Source organism: Niastella sp. OAS944 (assembly GCA_024809215.1).
In the GTDB taxonomy this organism is placed as follows: domain Bacteria; phylum Bacteroidota; class Bacteroidia; order Chitinophagales; family Chitinophagaceae; genus Niastella.
In genome coordinates this window covers 174557-192771 of sequence record JANUBW010000012.1, presented here as the reverse complement: position 1 = coordinate 192771, position 18215 = coordinate 174557, and the positions used below count along the sequence as shown (strand labels likewise).

The 18215-nt window shown below is 44.7% G+C and carries 9 protein-coding genes; all 9 read left to right on the top strand.

Features of this window, described 5'->3' with window-relative positions; all coding sequences use genetic code 11:
- Nucleotides 1-9 precede the first annotated feature (9 nt).
- The 9 genes from GGD38_RS33490 (at nucleotide 10) to GGD38_RS33450 (ending at nucleotide 17938) form a co-directional block, all read left to right on the top strand.
- Nucleotides 10-1932 (top strand): alpha/beta hydrolase-fold protein, encoded by a 1923-nt coding sequence (locus GGD38_RS33490; protein WP_375302466.1) that lies wholly within the window; start codon nucleotides 10-12, stop codon nucleotides 1930-1932.
- 26 nt (nucleotides 1933-1958) lie between these two features.
- The gene (locus GGD38_RS33485) at nucleotides 1959-3560 is read left to right on the top strand and encodes a glycoside hydrolase 43 family protein (protein WP_375302465.1); all 1602 of its coding nucleotides are present in this window, start codon (nucleotides 1959-1961) and stop codon (nucleotides 3558-3560) included.
- Nucleotides 3561-3592: 32 nt separating this feature from the next.
- The gene (locus GGD38_RS33480; protein ID WP_375302464.1) at nucleotides 3593-4939 is read left to right on the top strand and encodes a family 43 glycosylhydrolase; all 1347 of its coding nucleotides are present in this window, start codon (nucleotides 3593-3595) and stop codon (nucleotides 4937-4939) included.
- Between the two features lie 385 nt (nucleotides 4940-5324).
- Nucleotides 5325-8435: a SusC/RagA family TonB-linked outer membrane protein gene (locus GGD38_RS33475; RefSeq protein ID WP_375302463.1), complete on the top strand. Its 3111-nt coding sequence runs from the start codon at nucleotides 5325-5327 to the stop codon at nucleotides 8433-8435.
- A gap of 11 nt (nucleotides 8436-8446) precedes the next feature.
- Entirely contained in the window at nucleotides 8447-10261 is a 1815-nt protein-coding gene (locus GGD38_RS33470) for a RagB/SusD family nutrient uptake outer membrane protein (protein ID WP_375302462.1), read from the top strand.
- Nucleotides 10262-10294: 33 nt separating this feature from the next.
- A complete protein-coding gene (locus GGD38_RS33465; protein ID WP_375302461.1) occupies nucleotides 10295-13081 on the top strand; it encodes a SusC/RagA family TonB-linked outer membrane protein in 2787 nt (928 codons plus the stop codon).
- Nucleotides 13082-13105: 24 nt separating this feature from the next.
- Nucleotides 13106-14860, top strand: coding sequence for a RagB/SusD family nutrient uptake outer membrane protein (locus GGD38_RS33460; RefSeq protein WP_375302460.1), 1755 nt, complete (start codon nucleotides 13106-13108; stop codon nucleotides 14858-14860).
- Nucleotides 14861-14888: 28 nt separating this feature from the next.
- Entirely contained in the window at nucleotides 14889-15929 is a 1041-nt protein-coding gene (locus GGD38_RS33455; RefSeq protein ID WP_375302459.1) for a DUF5627 domain-containing protein, read from the top strand.
- Nucleotides 15930-15970: 41 nt separating this feature from the next.
- Nucleotides 15971-17938 (top strand): family 43 glycosylhydrolase, encoded by a 1968-nt coding sequence (locus GGD38_RS33450; RefSeq protein ID WP_375302458.1) that lies wholly within the window; start codon nucleotides 15971-15973, stop codon nucleotides 17936-17938.
- Nucleotides 17939-18215: the final 277 nt, after the last annotated feature.

Genomic DNA, 18215 nt, shown 5'->3' with positions numbered 1-18215 from the left:
AATTATCATATGAAACAAATATTGTTTGCCATAGCCATCCTGTTCGTGAGCGGTTCATGTGCCTACTCACAGGAGTTGGTTAAACAGGCCCCAAACGGTTTCGATTCATTGCATACCGATATTCCACATGGCAGGATCGATACCATCGGCTATGCCTCAAAAACTGTTGGGGTTACCCGAAGAGCGCTCATTTATACGCCGCCCGGATTCTCAAAAAAGAAAAAATACCCGGTTTTATACCTGTTGCATGGAATAGGCGGCGATGAGAAGGAATGGTTGAATGGCGGAAAGCCGCAGGTGATACTCGATAACCTGTATGCCGAAGGCAAAATTGAACCAATGATAGTAGTAATGCCCAACGGCAGAGCTATGAAAGATGATCGCCCCACCGGCAACATTATGGCGCCCGATAAAGTACAGGCGTTTGCAGATTTTGAAAAAGACCTGCTGACCGATCTCATCCCTTATATCGAAAAGAAATACCCCGTACTTACCGATCGGGAGCACCGCGCCATAGCTGGATTATCAATGGGCGGCGGACAATCGCTGAACTTTGGTTTAGGCAACCTCGACAAATTTGCCTGGGTGGGCGGTTTTTCTTCAGCCCCCAATACCAAATCCCCGGAGCAACTGGTACCAGATGCCGAAGCAGCAAAAAAACAACTGAAATTGTTATGGATCTCCTGCGGCGATAACGACAGGTTGATCACGTTCAGCAAACGTACCCACGATTATCTGTACGAGCATAATGTTCCGCACATCTATTACATAGAGCCAGGTGTGCACGATTTTAAGGTTTGGAAAAACGGATTGTATATGTTTTCCCAATTCCTGTTTAAGCCGGTGGATACTTCCTCCTTTATGAAGTATACTGTTTTGGGAACACCTGCCTCAACAAATGTACGATCGGCCAGTTACCCGCAGGTGCTTCCCGATAACCGGGTTGTTTTCCGTATCAAAGCGCCCAATGCGCAAAAAGTGCAAATAGACCTGGTTAAGAAGTATGACCTTGTAAAAGACACCGGTGGATATTGGGGTGTTACTACCGACTCTGTTAGTGAAGGTTTTCATTACTATTCTTTACTCATAGACGGTGTTGCCCTGGCAGATCCGGCCAGTGAAACGTTTTATGGTATGGGACGATTGGCCAGCGGCATTGAGATACCGTTTCGTGGAGGCGGCTATTATGCCGTTAAGAATGTGCCACATGGCGATATAAGAATAAAAAGATATTATTCAGCAACTACCAATACCTGGCGTAGAATGTTCATTTATACGCCGCCCGGTTACGATGTAAATACCAATGAAAAATACCCCGTGTTATATCTTTTACACGGTGGCGGTGAAGATGAAAGCGGTTGGGCTACACAGGGAAGAACTGATCTCATTTTGGATAACCTGATTGCAGCCCAAAAAGCAAAACCCATGCTGGTGGTTATGATGGATGGAAATTTCAGCACTGGTATCGCAGGCTTCAACGAACAGGCATTAAGAGCATTTGAAGGCGAACTAAAGCAGAACGTTATCCCATTTATTGAACAAAACTATCGCGCCGCCACCAATGCTTCAGCCCGGGCCCTGGCTGGTTTGTCGATGGGCGGTTTACAAACCCTGTATGCCGGAATAAAAAATACAGACATGTTTTCTTACCTGGGTGTATTCAGTTCCGGCTGGTGGAACAACCAGCCAGCTCTTTCAGGTCCGCAGTATGAGTTTATGAAAAATAATGCAACCACCATCAACAACAACCTCAAAAGTTTTTGGATCGCCATGGGCGGCAAAGAAGATATTGCATACAATAATTGTAAGATCATGCTCGCGAAATTTGATGAAATGAATATCAAATACAACTACAGCGAGTATCCCGGCGGACATACCTGGCCGGTATGGCGCAATAACCTATACAATTTTGCACAGGAGTTGTTCAAGTGATCATTATAAATAAAAAAAATACAACCATGCACATACGGTTTAACTGGTTGGCAGGAATAATTACTTGTTTCATCTGTTACAAAGGTGAAGCGCAGGAAGGAATAACCCAAAGGAAAAGCAGGCCAGCGCATAATCCCGTTATTTTTGCCGATGTGCCAGATATGTCGATCGTTCGCGTAGGTGGCACCTACTATATGAGCAGTACTACCATGCACATGAGCCCTGGTGTTCCGATCATGAGATCCCAGGACCTTATAAACTGGACATTGGTAAACTATGCATATGATACCCTTGCCAATGTCGACGAGTTGAACCTGCAGAATGGTAAAAGCACATATGGCCGTGGATCTTGGGCAAGTTGCATTCGGTATTACAATGGGCTGTTCTATGTTTCTACCTTTGCCCAAACTACCGGTAAAACATATATCTACACAACAAAAGATCCTGAAAAAGGCCACTGGAAGGCCACATCATTTAAACCCGCTTATCATGACCACTCATTGTTCTTCGACGATGACGGCCGCATATATATGATCTATGGCGGTGGCAAATTGAAATTGATAGAGCTGAACAGCGACCTCTCCGGAATAAAACCAGGCACCACCGAACAGGTGATCATCGACAATGCAAGTGCCCCTTCAGGAAATAATATTGGGCTGCCTGCAGAAGGTTCCCAGTTGTTTAAAATAAATGGCAGTTATTACCTGTTCAACATCACCTGGCCAAAAGGCGGCATGCGAACCGTTGTTGTTCACAGGGCTTCTAAAATAAGCGGTCCATATGAAGGAAGGGTAGCACTTCAGGACCTGGGAGTGGCTCAGGGTGGATTGATCGACACGCCTGAAGGTAACTGGTATGCTTATTTGTTCCGTGATTTTGGTGCGGTGGGGCGTATCCCTTACCTGGTTCCGGTAAAATGGGAAGATGGCTGGCCTGTATTGGGTAAAAATGGTAAGGTTCCTGATACGCTCGATCTGCCTGCCGGGAGCGGATTGATCCCTGGTATTGTGGCTTCAGATGAATTTGACCGTAAAAAAGGTGAACGGGTTTTGCCGTTGGTTTGGCAATGGAACCACAACCCCGATAATAAATTATGGTCGGTTACCAAAAGAAAAGGATACCTGCGGCTGACTACCGGCAGGATAGATACCAGTTTTTTATTGGCCAGGAATACCTTGACACAGCGAACCATTGGTCCCGTTTCTACAGCTTCTGTTGCGCTTGATGTATCCAACATGAAAGAAGGTGACTTTGCCGGTTTAAGTTTGTTGCAAAAGAACTATGGGCAGGTTGGTGTTAAAATAATTAACGGCAGCAAGAATATTGTAATGATCAACGCAGGCGGCGGCATTCCCATAGAAGCACAGTCAGTGCCGCTTACCGGAGAAAAAGTATATTTAAAGGCAACCTGCGATTTTACCAATCGTAAAGACACCGCTCATTTCTATTATAGCTACGGCGGAAAATCCTGGACGGCTATTGGTTCGCCGCTAAAGATGACGTATACACTGCCTCATTTTATGGGTTATAGATTTGGGTTATTTAATTATGCTACAAAAAAGGTTGGTGGATCTGCTGATTTCGACTTTTTTCATATTGAAGATCAAATTGGATCTACGGCTGAATAAAAACGATTTGACCATAAAATAAACCCGCTGCTATGCGAAAACATATTTTACCGGTATGCTGGTATCTTCTTCTTGTTAGTATTACCATTCAATTACATGCACAGAATCCGTTGGTCCGAAACCAATACAGCGCCGATCCTTCTGCCCGGGTTTTTGGCGACAGGGTATACGTATATCCATCTCATGATATACTGGCTACAGAAGGCCGTGGCCGTGTTGGCTGGTTCTGTATGGAAGACTACCACGTGTTCTCTTCAGCTAACCTCACCGATTGGACGGATCATGGCATGATCGTTCATCAGCACAAGGTGCCCTGGGTTAAGCCAGACAGTTATAGCATGTGGGCGCCCGATTGCATATACCGCAACGGAAAATATTATTTCTATTTTCCAACCACGCCAAAAGATACCAGTTATGCCCGGGGGTTTACCATCGGGGTGGCCATTTCCGATAAGCCGGAAGGTCCTTTTGTTCCTCAACCAGCGCCCATCCTGAATGTGCGGGGTATTGATCCCAATGTATTTATCGATAAAAACGGGCAGGCCTACCTGTACTGGTCACAGGGAAATATTTATGGTGCCAAGCTGAAAGAAAATATGGTGGAGCTTGCTTCAGATCCTGTGGTATTGGGCGAGTTGCCAAACAAAGGACTGAAAGAAGGGCCTTACCTGTTTGAACGGAACGGCATCTACTACCTCACTTACCCGCATGTAGAAAACAAAACAGAACGGCTGGAGTATGCCGTGGGTAATACGCCACTCGGGCCTTTTAAATTTACAGGCGTAATAATGGACGAGTCGCCAACCGGCTGCTGGACCAATCACCATTCCATTATACAATTTAAAGATCAATGGTACCTGTTTTATCATCATAACGATTATTCACCCACGTTCGACAAAGCCCGGTCAATCAGGGCCGATAGCCTGTTCTTTAATACCGACGGCACCATACAAAAAGTATTACCTACCTACAGAGGTATAGGGGTAACAAACGCCCAAACACAAATACAAATTGACCGGTACAGCCATATAAGTGATAAAGGTGCGTCTATTGCTTTTCTCGATACAGCTAATAAATTCCAGGGATGGAAAACGGTGCTGGATGCGGCAGGGGCGTGGGTACAATACAACAGTGTAGATTTTGGAAAAAAGAATCCTAAATCGGTTATGGTACGGGCCCTTTCTCAGGCCGGTAATACCTTGCAAATTCGTGTACAGGGTATTAACGGCCCGGTGCTCGCAGATATACCGGTTACTGGCGGTAATGATTGGCAGGTGGTAAAAATGTCGTTGTTACAATTTAAACCAGGTAGGCAGAATCTGTTTGTTATCTCTAAGGAAAACAATCGAATAGAAATAGACTGGACAAGTTTTGAATAATTGAAAAAACTTTCAGCTGAACATTTTTACCAAAGGTTCAGACAAATGAGCCCTTGTTTTTTTTGTTGCTTCACTAACTTTATAAGAGACGATTGTATCAATTCCCGGGAATTCGTATTGGTTCGCTTTAACGATCATAACGCCAAAACCATCTTTTAACCATTAACTGCTGCTATATGAAAAAAGTTACCTGAACATTACTTCACATCGTTTTTTAATTACTGCTTCACATTTATTGCGAAGAACTTAAGACACTATTTGCTGGCCGGGCGCCATTCTGCAGCCTGAACCAGGTGATCTCCTATTTAATACTTTAAACTACGATATGAAAAATTATAATCGAGGCTTTTTGTCTCGCAGGGCTTGCTTTGTCTTAAAAAGACCGTTGGCGATTACCCTGAAAATACTGGCGCTCCTACTGGTATCGCTTTCCTCTTTTGCCTTTGGAGTGCCAGAAGGCAAATCCGCAAACGACCGTTTTTCATTGATCATTACGGGAAAAATAACAGACGATAAAGGTCTTCCCCTGGGTGAAGTGACCATCGCCGAAAGAGGAACCAATAATATTACCATGTCGAAAGCAGATGGTACGTTTACCATTACCGTTGTAAATGAAAAATCGGTATTGATCATTTCCCACATCGGCTATACGGCGCAGGAAGTGGCTGTTAAAGGGCGGCAGCGGATCGATGTCAGATTAGTGCTTTCTTCCCTGTCAATGGACAGCACCATAGTTGTTGGCTACGGCAGACAGAAAAAACAGAGCCTGGTAGGCGCCATCTCGCAGGTAAAGGGCGATGTGCTGCAAAGAACGGGTGGCGTTTCGAGTTTAGGTGCTGCATTGACCGGAAATTTACCCGGGGTAATAACCGTTGCCACGCAGGGAACTCCGGGTGGGGAAGATCCGAAGATCTTTATTCGTGGGCAGAGTACCTGGAATACCAGCGATCCGCTGGTGCTTGTTGATGGTATTGAACGGCCAATGACCAGTGTTGACATTGGTTCTGTTGAAACCATTTCAGTTTTGAAAGATGCTTCCGCTACCGCTGTTTTTGGCGTTAAAGGCGCTAATGGAGTCATCCTGATCACCACCAAACGAGGTCGGGAAGGCAGAGCTGAAATTCGTTTTACCGGCAATGCTACGGTGAAAGTTCCTTCCAAACTCGCCAGTAAATATGATGCATATGATGCAATTAAAGTTCGTGATCAGGCTATTGAAAGGGAACTGGCCATTACTCCTTCCTCCTGGTATAGCTATGTGCCATATGCCGAACTTGAAAAATACCGTCATCCCGCGAACCAGGCCGAAGCGGAGCGTTACCCAAACATTGACTGGCAGGACCAGTTGGTGAAGAACCATGTAATGTCTTACAACGGCAGCCTGAATATCTCAGGCGGTACTCAGTTGGTAAAATACTTCACCGCAGTAGATTATTTGCATGAAGGCGATATCATTAAAAAGATAGACAACGGAAAATCGTATAAACCCGGCTATGGTTTTGACCGTATAAACGCCCGTACCAACCTTGATTTCAATTTAACAAAATCCACTGTTCTCTCGGCCAACTTAGCCGGTTCTTACGGTGTAAAGCAGGATGCTTATGGCCAGGACAGTTGGGAATACCGCATCTGGCAAAGTATTTATAATAACGCACCCAATCTTTATTATCCCCGGTATTCAGACGGCGGCTGGGGCTACTTTCCACTTGAAACTGTGTCTACCATAAATTCGCTGGCAGTAATGGGTAATAATGGGGTGCGCAAAACTACCACTACCCGCATTACTACAGATTTTACCTTACGGCAGGACCTGAGTGCGATCCTGAAAGGACTGGCTGCAAAGGGCACGATTTCTTTCGATAATTCATTCGTATCTCAGGGCGGTATTTATGATAATGGCAATATTCAACAGGAATATATTGACCCCGTTACCGGTGAAAAAAAGAATAGCCAGTACCTGGGAACAAATCAGTTCGACTGGATACCACCACGCTGGAATCCTAATGTGGATGCTGTTCAAAATGGTTCAACATACCGAAAATTATTCTACCAGTTACAGGTTGATTATGCCCGCAAATTCGGCAAACATGATGTAACTGCCATGGGTATGTTCAGCCGCGACAAATTTGCCGCAGGTAGTGAGTTTGAACATTACCGCGAGGACTGGGCGAGCAGGATTACCTGGAATTATGACGTCCGGTATTTTGCTGAATTCAATGGCGGTTATAACGGATCTGAAAAATTTGGTCCAGACTACCGCTTTGCCTTCTTTCCTTCTGCTGCATTGGGATGGATGATCAGCAATGAGAAGTTTCTAAAAAACCAAACCGTTTTAAATACGCTGAAGCTGCGTGCATCTTATGGGCAGGTGGGTGATGACAATGTAAGTGGCCGCTGGTTGTATATGACAACCTGGACCTACGGCGGTAATACGCCATTGGGGTCATCCGCAGGCCAGAACAGCCCTTATACCTGGTGGTCAGAAGCAAGGGCAAGCGTTGGTAACCCCGATATTCACTGGGAGAAAGTAACAAAGGCCAATTTCGGGCTCGACTATGCATTGTGGAATGGCTTATTGTCGGGTAGTGTAGAAGTGTTCAACGATCATCGCACCGATGTTCTTTATAAAGGCAGCTTCCGTTCGGTTCCTTCTTATTTTGGTGTTCAACCCGCTACCGCTAACGTTGGTAAGGTTCGTAACAAAGGTTATGAAATTGAACTTCGGGTTAATAAAACCTTGCCCAAAGGGGTAAGGCTTTGGGCAAACTTTGCCATGACGCATGCTAAAGATAAGGTCATAGACCAGGAAGACGCCCTGTTATTGGATGATTACCAGAAGAAGGCAGGGAAATCAATTAACCAGGCTTATTCCCATGTAAGCAGCGATTTTTATAACACCTGGGACGAGGTGTATGGCAGTACAAAACTGAATACAAACGACGACCAGAAATTGCCTGGTAACCTGAATATGATAGACTACAACGGTGATGGTGTTGTTGATAATAAAGATATAGTGCCTTATGGCTATCCCGAACGGCCACAGAACACTTATAACGCTACCATTGGTATTGACTGGAAGGGATTCAGCGCCTTTGTTCAGTTTTATGGGGTAAATAATATTAACCGCTATCTGCAACTGGTAAGTTTTTCCGGCCAATATCATTACGATAATGTTTATAAACAGGAAACATACTGGACAAAAGACAATCCAAACGCCGATGTGCCCATGCCGCGTTATGCCAGTGCAATGCCTTACTACGGCACCACCTATTTATACGATGGGTCTTATTTGCGATTAAAAAATGCCGAGGTTGCTTACACTTTTAAGTTATCCCAATTAAAGAGTATCGGTATTAACGCCTTGCGCCTTTATGTAAATGGCGATAACCTGATTTTATGGACGAAAATGCCCGACGACCGCGAAGTAAGTATGGGCGCCGCCACTGCATACCCAACCATCAGGCGTTTTAACCTCGGGTGTAATCTAACTTTTTAAATGCTTGCTATATGAGAAGGTATCCACATATAATTATTACCTGTATTTTTTTAGGGATAACGGTGCTGCCTGGCTGTAAAAAGTACCTGGATAGAGCGCCTGCAGCAGACGTTTCTCCTACAGATGCGTTTATAAACTTTACAAATTTTCAGGGATTTACTGAAGAAATATATTCGCTGGTTCCAGAATATACAAGCAAAACCTGGGCTTGTGACTGGATCCTGGGCGACGAGATCATTCATAAGACCGGTGTAACCTGGTTAAATGAACAATTGGATAATGGTGATTCCTGGTCGTGGACTACAGGGGAATGGATCTCCTGGCTGGATGCACCTAATTATAATCCCGACCCAACCACAGGTTTTGGCAAAGGTTTGTGGCCAAACTCCTGGTATGGCATTCATAAAACCAATTTAGGCCTGGCCAATCTCGATAAGCTTGATGGTACACAGGAAGAGAAAGATCTGATCAAAGGCCAGTTATTGTTTTTCCGGGGCTGGTTTCATTTTCAGTTAATGACGTATTGGGGTGGCCTCCCATATATAGATACGGTTTTGTCGCCCAGTGCAAAATTAGATATGCCACGCCTGAGTTACCAGGAAATGGCCAATAGGGCTGGTGCAGACCTTAGAGCAGCGGCAGACCTGTTGCCCATTAACTGGGATAATACAGAAGCAGGCAAGGCTACCCTTGGTAAAAATCAACTCCGCATTACGAAAATAGCGGCGCTGGGCTATCTGGGTAAGAATTATTTATATGCAGGCAGCCCGTTAATGAACAGGGCGTCAACCGGCAATGCAGAATATAATGGCGATTACTGCAAAAAAGCGGCGGATGCATTTGCTGAGTTATTGAAGTTGGTTGATAGTCGCGCCACGTGGATAAAGTTGATTGATTTTGCCCATTACAGCGACCTTTTCTTTACGAACGGAGGAAGTTTTATTCCCGGCTATCCCGAGGCTATCTTCCAGAACCCGGTATACAGTTCGTGGTTTGCCGGTTGCCCCTGGGGGCCAAGCTCCATTTTTGCCGAAGGAAATATCGGCGGAGGGTATGCATCACCGAATGCAAGGTTTGTAGAAAATTACGGTATGGCCAATGGTTTACCTATCGATGATCCGCAATCGGGTTACAATCCCGCAGATCCCTGGGTAAACCGCGATCCGCGTTTTTATCACGACATCGTAATAGATAAAGATCAGATAATAAAAGGATCTGCACCGGCCGACAAAGAAAAGTTTCGCTATGCCAGTCTGGCTAACAATGGGGCTAGTCGTGATAATACGGCAATAGGGCGTACCGGTTATTTGCTGCGGAAACTTACTCCAATGACAGCCAATAATATCGACAATTTTCCCAACAATTACATGCACCTGTCGTATATGCGCCTCGCCGATGTTTACCTTATGTATGCAGAGGCTGTTTTGCAAGGTTATGGTGCTGCAACAAGTACAGGGCCAAATTATATTACCCCTGAAGATGCGCTTAATAAAATAAGGGACCGTTGCGGCGCGGGCAAGGTTGCAGCGAAGTATGTAGCTGATAAAAATAAATTCATGAGTGAGATCATTCGTGAGCGTGCCATGGAGCTTGGGTTTGAAGAAGAATTTCGTTATAACGACCTGCGCCGCTGGCTGCTTGCCGGGCAACAGAAGTACAGGGAAAAAACATCCATAGATTTCGACCGAGATGGCAGTGGCAAACCGATCAATATCAGGGAAAAAGTATTGGTGACCCGCAGGTTTGAAGACAAAAATTACTGGTTGCCGCTGAAGATAAACGATGTAAATCTTTACCTGTCGTTCAGCCAGAACGCCGGTTATTAAATGCTTAAGTTCTTACAACTTAAAAGGAAAATAATGAAAATAAATATACTGGTTGCGTTGCTGATCGGCTGCGGATTGAGTTCTGGCATTAAAGCACAGGCTCAGGAGCAGGCGGCAACCACCAACAATAATTCCTCACAAACAGCCAGCGACACAACAGTGCACCTGGCATATAGGACCGTTGACAGAAAAGACATGCCCGGTGCGGTCTCTATTTTGAACCCACCACAATACCTGGATAAACATTACGGAACCTACCCGCTGGAAGGTACAAATGCTTTTATTGGCGGAAGCAATTTCTGGAATATTGGCACAGCACTCGTGCTTATTGATGGGGTGCCCCGTTCAATTAATGATATTACAGCAAATGAAATTGAACAAATAAGTTTTTTAAAAGGCGCTAATGCCGTTGTATTATATGGTAGCCGTGCAGCAAACGGCGTAATGCTGATCACCACCAAACGCGGCAGCCCGGGCGTTAGTCAAATCAATGTACGGGCCAATAGCGGCATAAATGTACCAAAATCGTATCCCGATTATTTAGGGTCGGCCGAATACTTGCGTTATTATAGCCAGGCCCTGCAAAATGATGGCCTGCCCGCGTTGGATGCCGATTCCATTGCACGGTATGCCGCGCATACTAATCCATATCGGTATCCCGATATAGACTATTTTTCCTCACAATATTTGCGCAAACTGTATAATACGCATTCTGCCAATGCGGAGTTTTCAAGTGGTACAGAACGGGCGCGTTTTTATGCATTGGCCGGTTTTCAAAACCAGAATTCGTTGCTGAATTTTGGGGAAGGCAAAAATGAGCATAACACCCGCCTGAATTTAAGGGGGAATATCGATCTGAAATTGAACGATTTCATTAGCACCTACGTCAACGTATCTACAGTGTTTTATACCAATAGAAATGCGTTGGGTAATTACTGGCAGCGTGCAGACAGCCTGCAGCCGCACCGCTTTGCGCCGCTTATTCCTATCAGTGCCGTTGCAGAAGGTTCAAAAGATGCACAGGCCCTGGTAAAAGGCAGCCGGAATATTATAGACGGAAAGTATTTGCTGAGCGGCACGCAACAGTTCCTTACCAATCCCATTGCAGATGTTTACGCGGCCGGCTATAATAAGTTTACCAGCCGCCAGTTCCAGTATACAAGCGGCATCGATGTTGATCTGAAGAATGTAACAAAAGGCTTGTCCTTACACGGCCAAATGAGCATCGATTACTCGAATACTTATAATGAATCTGTTAATAATACCTACGCTATTTATGTGCCTGTATGGAGTAATGTTGCCGGACTTGACACAATCACGAAACTGTCAATGTTAAATAAAGACAGCAAAACAGGTAACCAGAACCTGAGTAATACCTGGAGTGACCAGCTGATAGATTTCAACGTACACCTTGATTATGTAAATACTTTTAAGGAAAAGCATAACCTGTCGGTTATTTTAATGGCAGACGGCATGCGCCGCCGACAAACGGGCGATTACCAGTACCGCACCAATGCCAATGCAGGTGTGCAGCTGGCATACAATTACAACCATAAATATTATGCAGACCTTAGTGGCGCCATAGTTAATTCAACTAAGTTACCGGTTGGCAAACGTGTGGCCTTTTCGCCAACAGCAAGCCTCGGCTGGCTACTGAGCGAAGAAAATTTCCTGAAAGGATCAGGTGTGGTAAACCGGTTAAAATTAACGGCAGCTGCAGGCATCGTGAATACCGATCTTGATTTTGGAGTTAACAGTTACTATTTATACAACGCCGTTTATTCACCAACAGCTTATTTTTCGTGGGCCGATGGCACTTACACCAACCGCACTACCACCATCTCGCGTGGAGAGAATTTAAATCTGACCTATGCAAAAAGAAAAGAGGTGAACGTAAGCATAGAAGGTTCTTTGTTTAAAAATAAGATCGACTTTCTTACCAGTTTATTTTATATTAAAAAGGATGGAATTCCGGTACAGAATTACAGTTTGTACCCCAGTTACTTTTTTACAGGTTATCCCGAAACATCCTTTGTTCCTTATACCAACTTCGCCGCCAACCGTTACCAGGGGTTCGACTTTCAGCTAAACTTTCATGAAAGGGTAGGAGCGGTTAAACTTACTATCGGTGCGGCCGGTACTTATGTAACAACAAAAGCCTTAAAACGCGATGAGCTGTTTACTGATGCCTATCGCAACCGCACAGGCAAACCGGTTGATGCAATCTTTGGTCTGCGAAGCCAGGGACTGTTTGCCGACCAGAATGACATAGATAAACAGGCTACACAAAAATTTGGGACAGTAAAGCCAGGCGATATCAGGTATATTGACCAAAATGGCGACAATGTAATTGACGAAAAAGATGAAGTGATGATCGGCCGCTGGGGCAGTCCCTTTACCGGTGGTTTAAATGTGACGGCGCAATGGAAAGCTTTTACCCTTTTTGTATTGGGCACCGGATCATTTGGTGGAACGGGCATCCGAAGCGGCGACTATTACTGGGTGACCGGCGCCGTTAAATATTCTGCAGTGGTGCGCGATGCCAACTATCCCCGTCTAACTACGCTGGGCAGCGTTAACAACTTCAGGTATTCCGATTTCTGGACCTACAGCACTGACCGCATCAATATTTCCAAAGTGCAGTTAACCTGGTCGTTCCCCCAAAAATTATTGAAGAAAGCTTTTGTAAAAGAATTGAACGTATACGTTAGTGGCAATGATCTGCTCACGATTGCCAAAAACAGGGCCATCCTGGAATTGAACATTGGTTCCCTGCCACAAACACGCTTTTACAATTTTGGGATCAAAAGTGAATTCTAGGGTTTTACTGAAATAAACAATTATATGAAAGCTATAATAATGTATATATCGGCGTTGGGCATTCTTTTTTGCAGTTGCAAAAAGATACTTTCTCCCGCCGATGAAAATAATCGTGGATTAAGCGATATCTATAATGATGCTGCTTTTGCTGAAGGGCTTGTGCTGAACGGCTATGTAAGGCTTCCCCTTGGCAGCTATACATTCAATGACGTGGCTACTGATGATGCCGTGTCGAACAACCCTAATAATAATTTCAGGTTAATGGCTACGGGTAACTGGTCATCAATAAACAACCCCATGGACCAATACACCGGATCTATTGCCGCCATACAATACCTGAATACTATCCTCAGCGAAGCTGACCAGGTAAACTGGGCAACATCGGGCCAATACACGAAAGAAATGTTCAATGACAGGGTAAAAGGAGAAGCGTACGGATTGCGGGCATTGTTTATGTATATTTTATTACAGGCGCATGGTGGCTGGTCAACAGATGGAAGGTTGTTGGGAGTGCCAATTCTAACGGCGCCGCTCAATAGTAAGTCTGATTTTAAATTGCCGCGTAATACATTTGCAGAATGCGTTCAACAGATCTATAAGGACCTGGATATGGCAGAAAGCTATCTGCCGCTTGATTTCGTAAATATAACTTCAGCCAGCGATATACCGGCAAAATATGCAGGTAAAACAACCCTTTCTGATTATAACCGTGTGTTTGGTGCCTATAATGCACAACGACTAACCAAACGCATTGTTAAAGGCATTCGGGCCAAATTGTCTTTATTGGCCGCCAGTCCCGCTTTTAACCAGGGATCAAACGTTACATGGGCAAAGGCTGCAGATGATGCAGCAGCCCTTCTTGACCTCATTGGTGGTGTATCCGGTATGGCCAGTAATGGGGTTTACTGGTATGCCAGTCGCAACTCCGGTGAAATAAACGGGTTGGCAGCAGGACTTAACCCGAAGGAAGTACTCTGGCGGGGCAATGTAGGCGATGGCAATAACCTCGAAAGAGACAATTATCCCCCCACGTTATATGGTAACGGACGGGTAAACCCAACGCAGAACCTGGTAGATGCTTTTCCTATGGCCAATGGCTATCCGGTTACTGATGCCGCCAGCGGTTATGATGCCAGCAATCCGTATAATAACCGCGATCCGCGTTTGGCGCTTTATATCGTAGTAAATGGAAGTAAGGTAGGACCGGGCGGCGCTACCATTTATACAAGGATAGGCACTTCAAATGATGGGTTGAATGCAATTTCCACTTCTACCCGAACAGGGTTTTATATGCGCAAGTTGTTGCGTGAAGATGTAAACCTGAACCCCGCAAGCACTAACACGCAAAGGCATTATGTTCCATATATACGTTATACCGAATTGTTCCTGGCTTATGCCGAAGCTGCCAATGAAGCCTGGGGGCCTGAAGGTAAAGGATCACATAATTATTCGGCCCGTGACGTTATTGCCGCTATTCGCAAAAGAGCGGGCATTACACAGCCCGACAATTACCTGTCGACAATTACCAGCAAAGATGAAATGAGAAAATTGATCCATAATGAAAGACGCCTTGAGCTTTGTTTTGAAGGGCTGCGTTTTTGGGACCTGCGGCGATGGAAAGAAAACCTTACAGAGCCCGCCAAAGGCGTTAGCATAAATAACAATGCATACACGGTAAGTGCTATAGAAAACAGGCAGTATGCTGATTATATGTATTATGGTCCCCTGCCTTACAACGATGTATTGAAAGAAGACCTGTTACAAAACAAGGGCTGGTAACGTGTATTAAAACTATAAAGTAAATACAATGAAAAAAATAATATTGCTGTTATGTATTATCCTGGTGATCTGTTATTCCTGTTCAAATAAAGATTCCGTATTTCCCGACTATAAATACACCACTGTTTACTTTCCCTATCAGTCGCCCATAAAAACACTGATACTGGGAGAAGATATATATGATAATACGCTCGATAACCAGCATAAATGTCTCATTATGGCAACCATGGGTGGCGTGTACGAAAACAAAAAGGAAGTATCATTAAGTGTGGTGGTTGATACTGCGCTTACACGCCGGCTCAAATTTGATGCCGCTACCGGCGATAATGTAGTGGCCATGCCCGATAACTATTATTCACTGCCGGCTGGCAAAGAGCAAAAGATCATAATCCCTTCGGGCAAACTAATGGGCGGATTGGAAGTACAATTAACAGATGCTTTCTTCCAGGACCCGCGTTCCATTAAAAACACGTTTGTAATTCCTTTACGTATAACCGGCGTAGTAAATGCCGATTCCGTTCTCAGTGGAAAAAGCGATCTGAAAGACGCAGACCGGCGTAATGCAGGTGACTGGATCACGCAACCAAAAGATTATATTCTTTATGCTGTAAAGTATATTAACCCGTATCATGGTACGTATTTGCGCAGAGGGATCGATAATGTAAAAGGCGCCGGCGGTAATTCTTCACTCGATACAACGGTAGTATATCATGCTCAGTACGTGGAGAAAGATGAATTATGTAGCATGGTAACAACATCAATGAACGAAGTAGCTGTTTCGCTCAAAACAAAGAACCGTGGCAATACCGATGTGCCCTTTCAATTGCTGCTGCGGTTCAACGACCAGGGCAAATGTACAATTGTTAACCCCGCAGCTGCCACTTATACCGTTACCGGAGCAGGTGAACTGGTAAAAAAAGGCGATATGTGGGGTAATGAAAAAAGAGATGTGTTGTACCTGCAATACCAGGCAAATTTTGGTACAACTACCCATGCGTTTAAAGACACCATTGTATTGCGCGACAGGGGCGTTAAAATGGAAACATTCAATCCTTTTATAGTTAATTGATAAACAAAATTGTGTTATTTATAAAATCATCCGTACGGGATATGAATCGATATTATTACCGGATCGCTGTATTAATTAGTATAATATCATTGAGCGCTATTAATGCAGGCGCGCAGAACAGCATAGTTGATTCAGCAGCTTATTACAACCAGGTAAGAACATACGTAAATCCGGTTTTGCCCGGCGATCATCCCGATCCAACTTTACTAAAAGTTGGGGACGATTTCTATCATTGCGGGTCAAGTTTTCATTTTACGCCCTATCTGCCGGTGTACCATTCCAAAGACCTGGTTCATTGGCAGGCGATCAGTCGCATTGTTTATCCGGTTGCAGCAGGTATGGTATCGGATAAACCTTCCGCCGGCATCTGGCAGGGCGCCATCACGTATTTTTATGGTTCTTACTGGATCTATTTTTCGGCCAATGGCCAATGGTTTTGCAAAGCCAGCTCGCCAGAAGGGCCCTGGTCGGCGCCGGTACAGGTAAAAACAAATCCTGTAACCGGGCCATTAGGGTACGATAATTCCATATTTGTAGATGACGATGGTAAACCCTATATGTTGATCAAGAACGGGCAAAAAACAAACCGTATTCAGGCCATTGGGAAAGATGGGCAACTGACGGATACAGTGATCAATCTTGACTGGATCAATGCAGGTTTACAATACAGCTGGGCAGAAGGACCGGTAATGTGCAAACGAAACGGTTATTATTTTTATTTTCCGGCGGGCGATGTGTCGGGCGGGCAGTATGTATTGCGGGCTTCCGCATTGACAGCGGATTCAACAAAATGGGAGCGGCTCGGTAATTTTTTTAAACCCATAACAGATGCCCGTACAGGGTTCAGAAGCCCAAATCATATTGCAGCGCCGGTGCAATTAGCCGATGGCAGCTGGTGGACGATTGGTCAAAGCTATGAACGGCATGGCAGTGACGATTGGTCGGGCATGGGGCGGCAAACATCGTTGTACCCGGTTATTTGGGAAGGGAACCGGCCATGGGGAATGGCGCCTGTAAGCACGCCGGTTGAAAAACCCGATCTGCCGCAGTCCGGTATTTTGTGGCGAAGTGTTCATGCAGATTATTTCAATAATGATTCTTTGCAAATTTGGTGGCACTTTTTAAACCGCAAAGCCGCAAACCAATATTCCTTGTCGGCAAAAAAAGGCTGGTTACGTCTTACACCCGATAGCAACAGAACGCATGTGCTGCAAAAGGAAACAGACCATTACTATACAGCAGTTACCCGGGTTGATGTGAATGCAGGCGATTCTTCAAACAAAGCGGGCCTTTACCTCACCAACGGAAATCAAACAGTTTATATAAGACTCTATAGCGGGTATGATAAGGGTAAAAAAATCATTTTTCAGTTAGACACTGCATATCGCAGTATTGTAAACGATTTTGGGAATACGGTTTGGCTGAAGCTGGAGAGAAAGGAGCACAATTTAACAGCCTGGTGCAGCCGTGATGGAAATACCTGGGTGCAGGTAGGAGCACCCATAAGTTCGGTTAAGCTTGATAAAGTACAACCTGGTTATAATTCGTGGGTAGGTACAAGTGTGGGTTTGTTTGCCGAAGGCCGGGCTGCCGATTTTGACCTCTTTGTGTGCAAAGATGGATTTTCTTCTCTTTGCGCTGCCGGGTACAGCAATTACTATGGTGTACAAACGATACAACAGGGATCAGAGAAAGTAGTGACTGCAAATACGGCAACGGGCGGATGGTTTATGGTGTCGGGCGTAGAATTAGGAAAAAATGATAAACCGGCCAATCAAATACAACTTATGGTAACTGCGGCAACTGCATGTAAACTTGAAATTTGGCTTGATGATTTAACCACCGGCCAACTGATTGCTACAATACCAGTTACTGCCACCGGTGCATCAAGCAATTGGAAAGCATTTAGTAAGAAGATAAGGAAGGTTACTGGCCGTCACGATGTATTTGTAAAATATCCGGCAGGCGCTGCGCGTTCTGCATACATTAAAACCATTCGGTTCAAATAAGTACCATCGGCTGCGGGTCGGGGGATTAGTTACTTCTTTAAAAAACTGTATCGTTATGCTGTATGCGTACTTAGAATAAATGGCCGGTTAGTTAATAATGCGGGAGGATAAGTGTTGTTTGTACTCAATTGATGCAGGCAGACCGGTACAAAATACGATTCTTTATAAAGAACAGTCGTGCCGATGGTTTAAATGCCTGAAAATCAATTTATTTCTATTATAGGGGCGCTTATTCAATTGAAAAAAATGTAAATTCTTTTTAATTGTAAGAACTTCT

What these genes read in the sequence shown, in the direction of transcription:
- GGD38_RS33490 (WP_375302466.1), top strand. Translation starts at nt 10, where the DNA reads ATGAAACAAATATTGTTTGCCATAGCCATCCTGTTCGTGAGCGGTTCA.
- GGD38_RS33485 (WP_375302465.1), top strand. Translation starts at nt 1,959, where the DNA reads ATGCACATACGGTTTAACTGGTTGGCAGGAATAATTACTTGTTTCATC.
- GGD38_RS33470 (WP_375302462.1), top strand. Translation starts at nt 8,447, where the DNA reads ATGAGAAGGTATCCACATATAATTATTACCTGTATTTTTTTAGGGATA.
- GGD38_RS33480 (WP_375302464.1), top strand. Translation starts at nt 3,593, where the DNA reads ATGCGAAAACATATTTTACCGGTATGCTGGTATCTTCTTCTTGTTAGT.
- GGD38_RS33450 (WP_375302458.1), top strand. Translation starts at nt 15,971, where the DNA reads ATGAATCGATATTATTACCGGATCGCTGTATTAATTAGTATAATATCA.
- GGD38_RS33460 (WP_375302460.1), top strand. Translation starts at nt 13,106, where the DNA reads ATGAAAGCTATAATAATGTATATATCGGCGTTGGGCATTCTTTTTTGC.
- GGD38_RS33465 (WP_375302461.1), top strand. Translation starts at nt 10,295, where the DNA reads ATGAAAATAAATATACTGGTTGCGTTGCTGATCGGCTGCGGATTGAGT.
- GGD38_RS33455 (WP_375302459.1), top strand. Translation starts at nt 14,889, where the DNA reads ATGAAAAAAATAATATTGCTGTTATGTATTATCCTGGTGATCTGTTAT.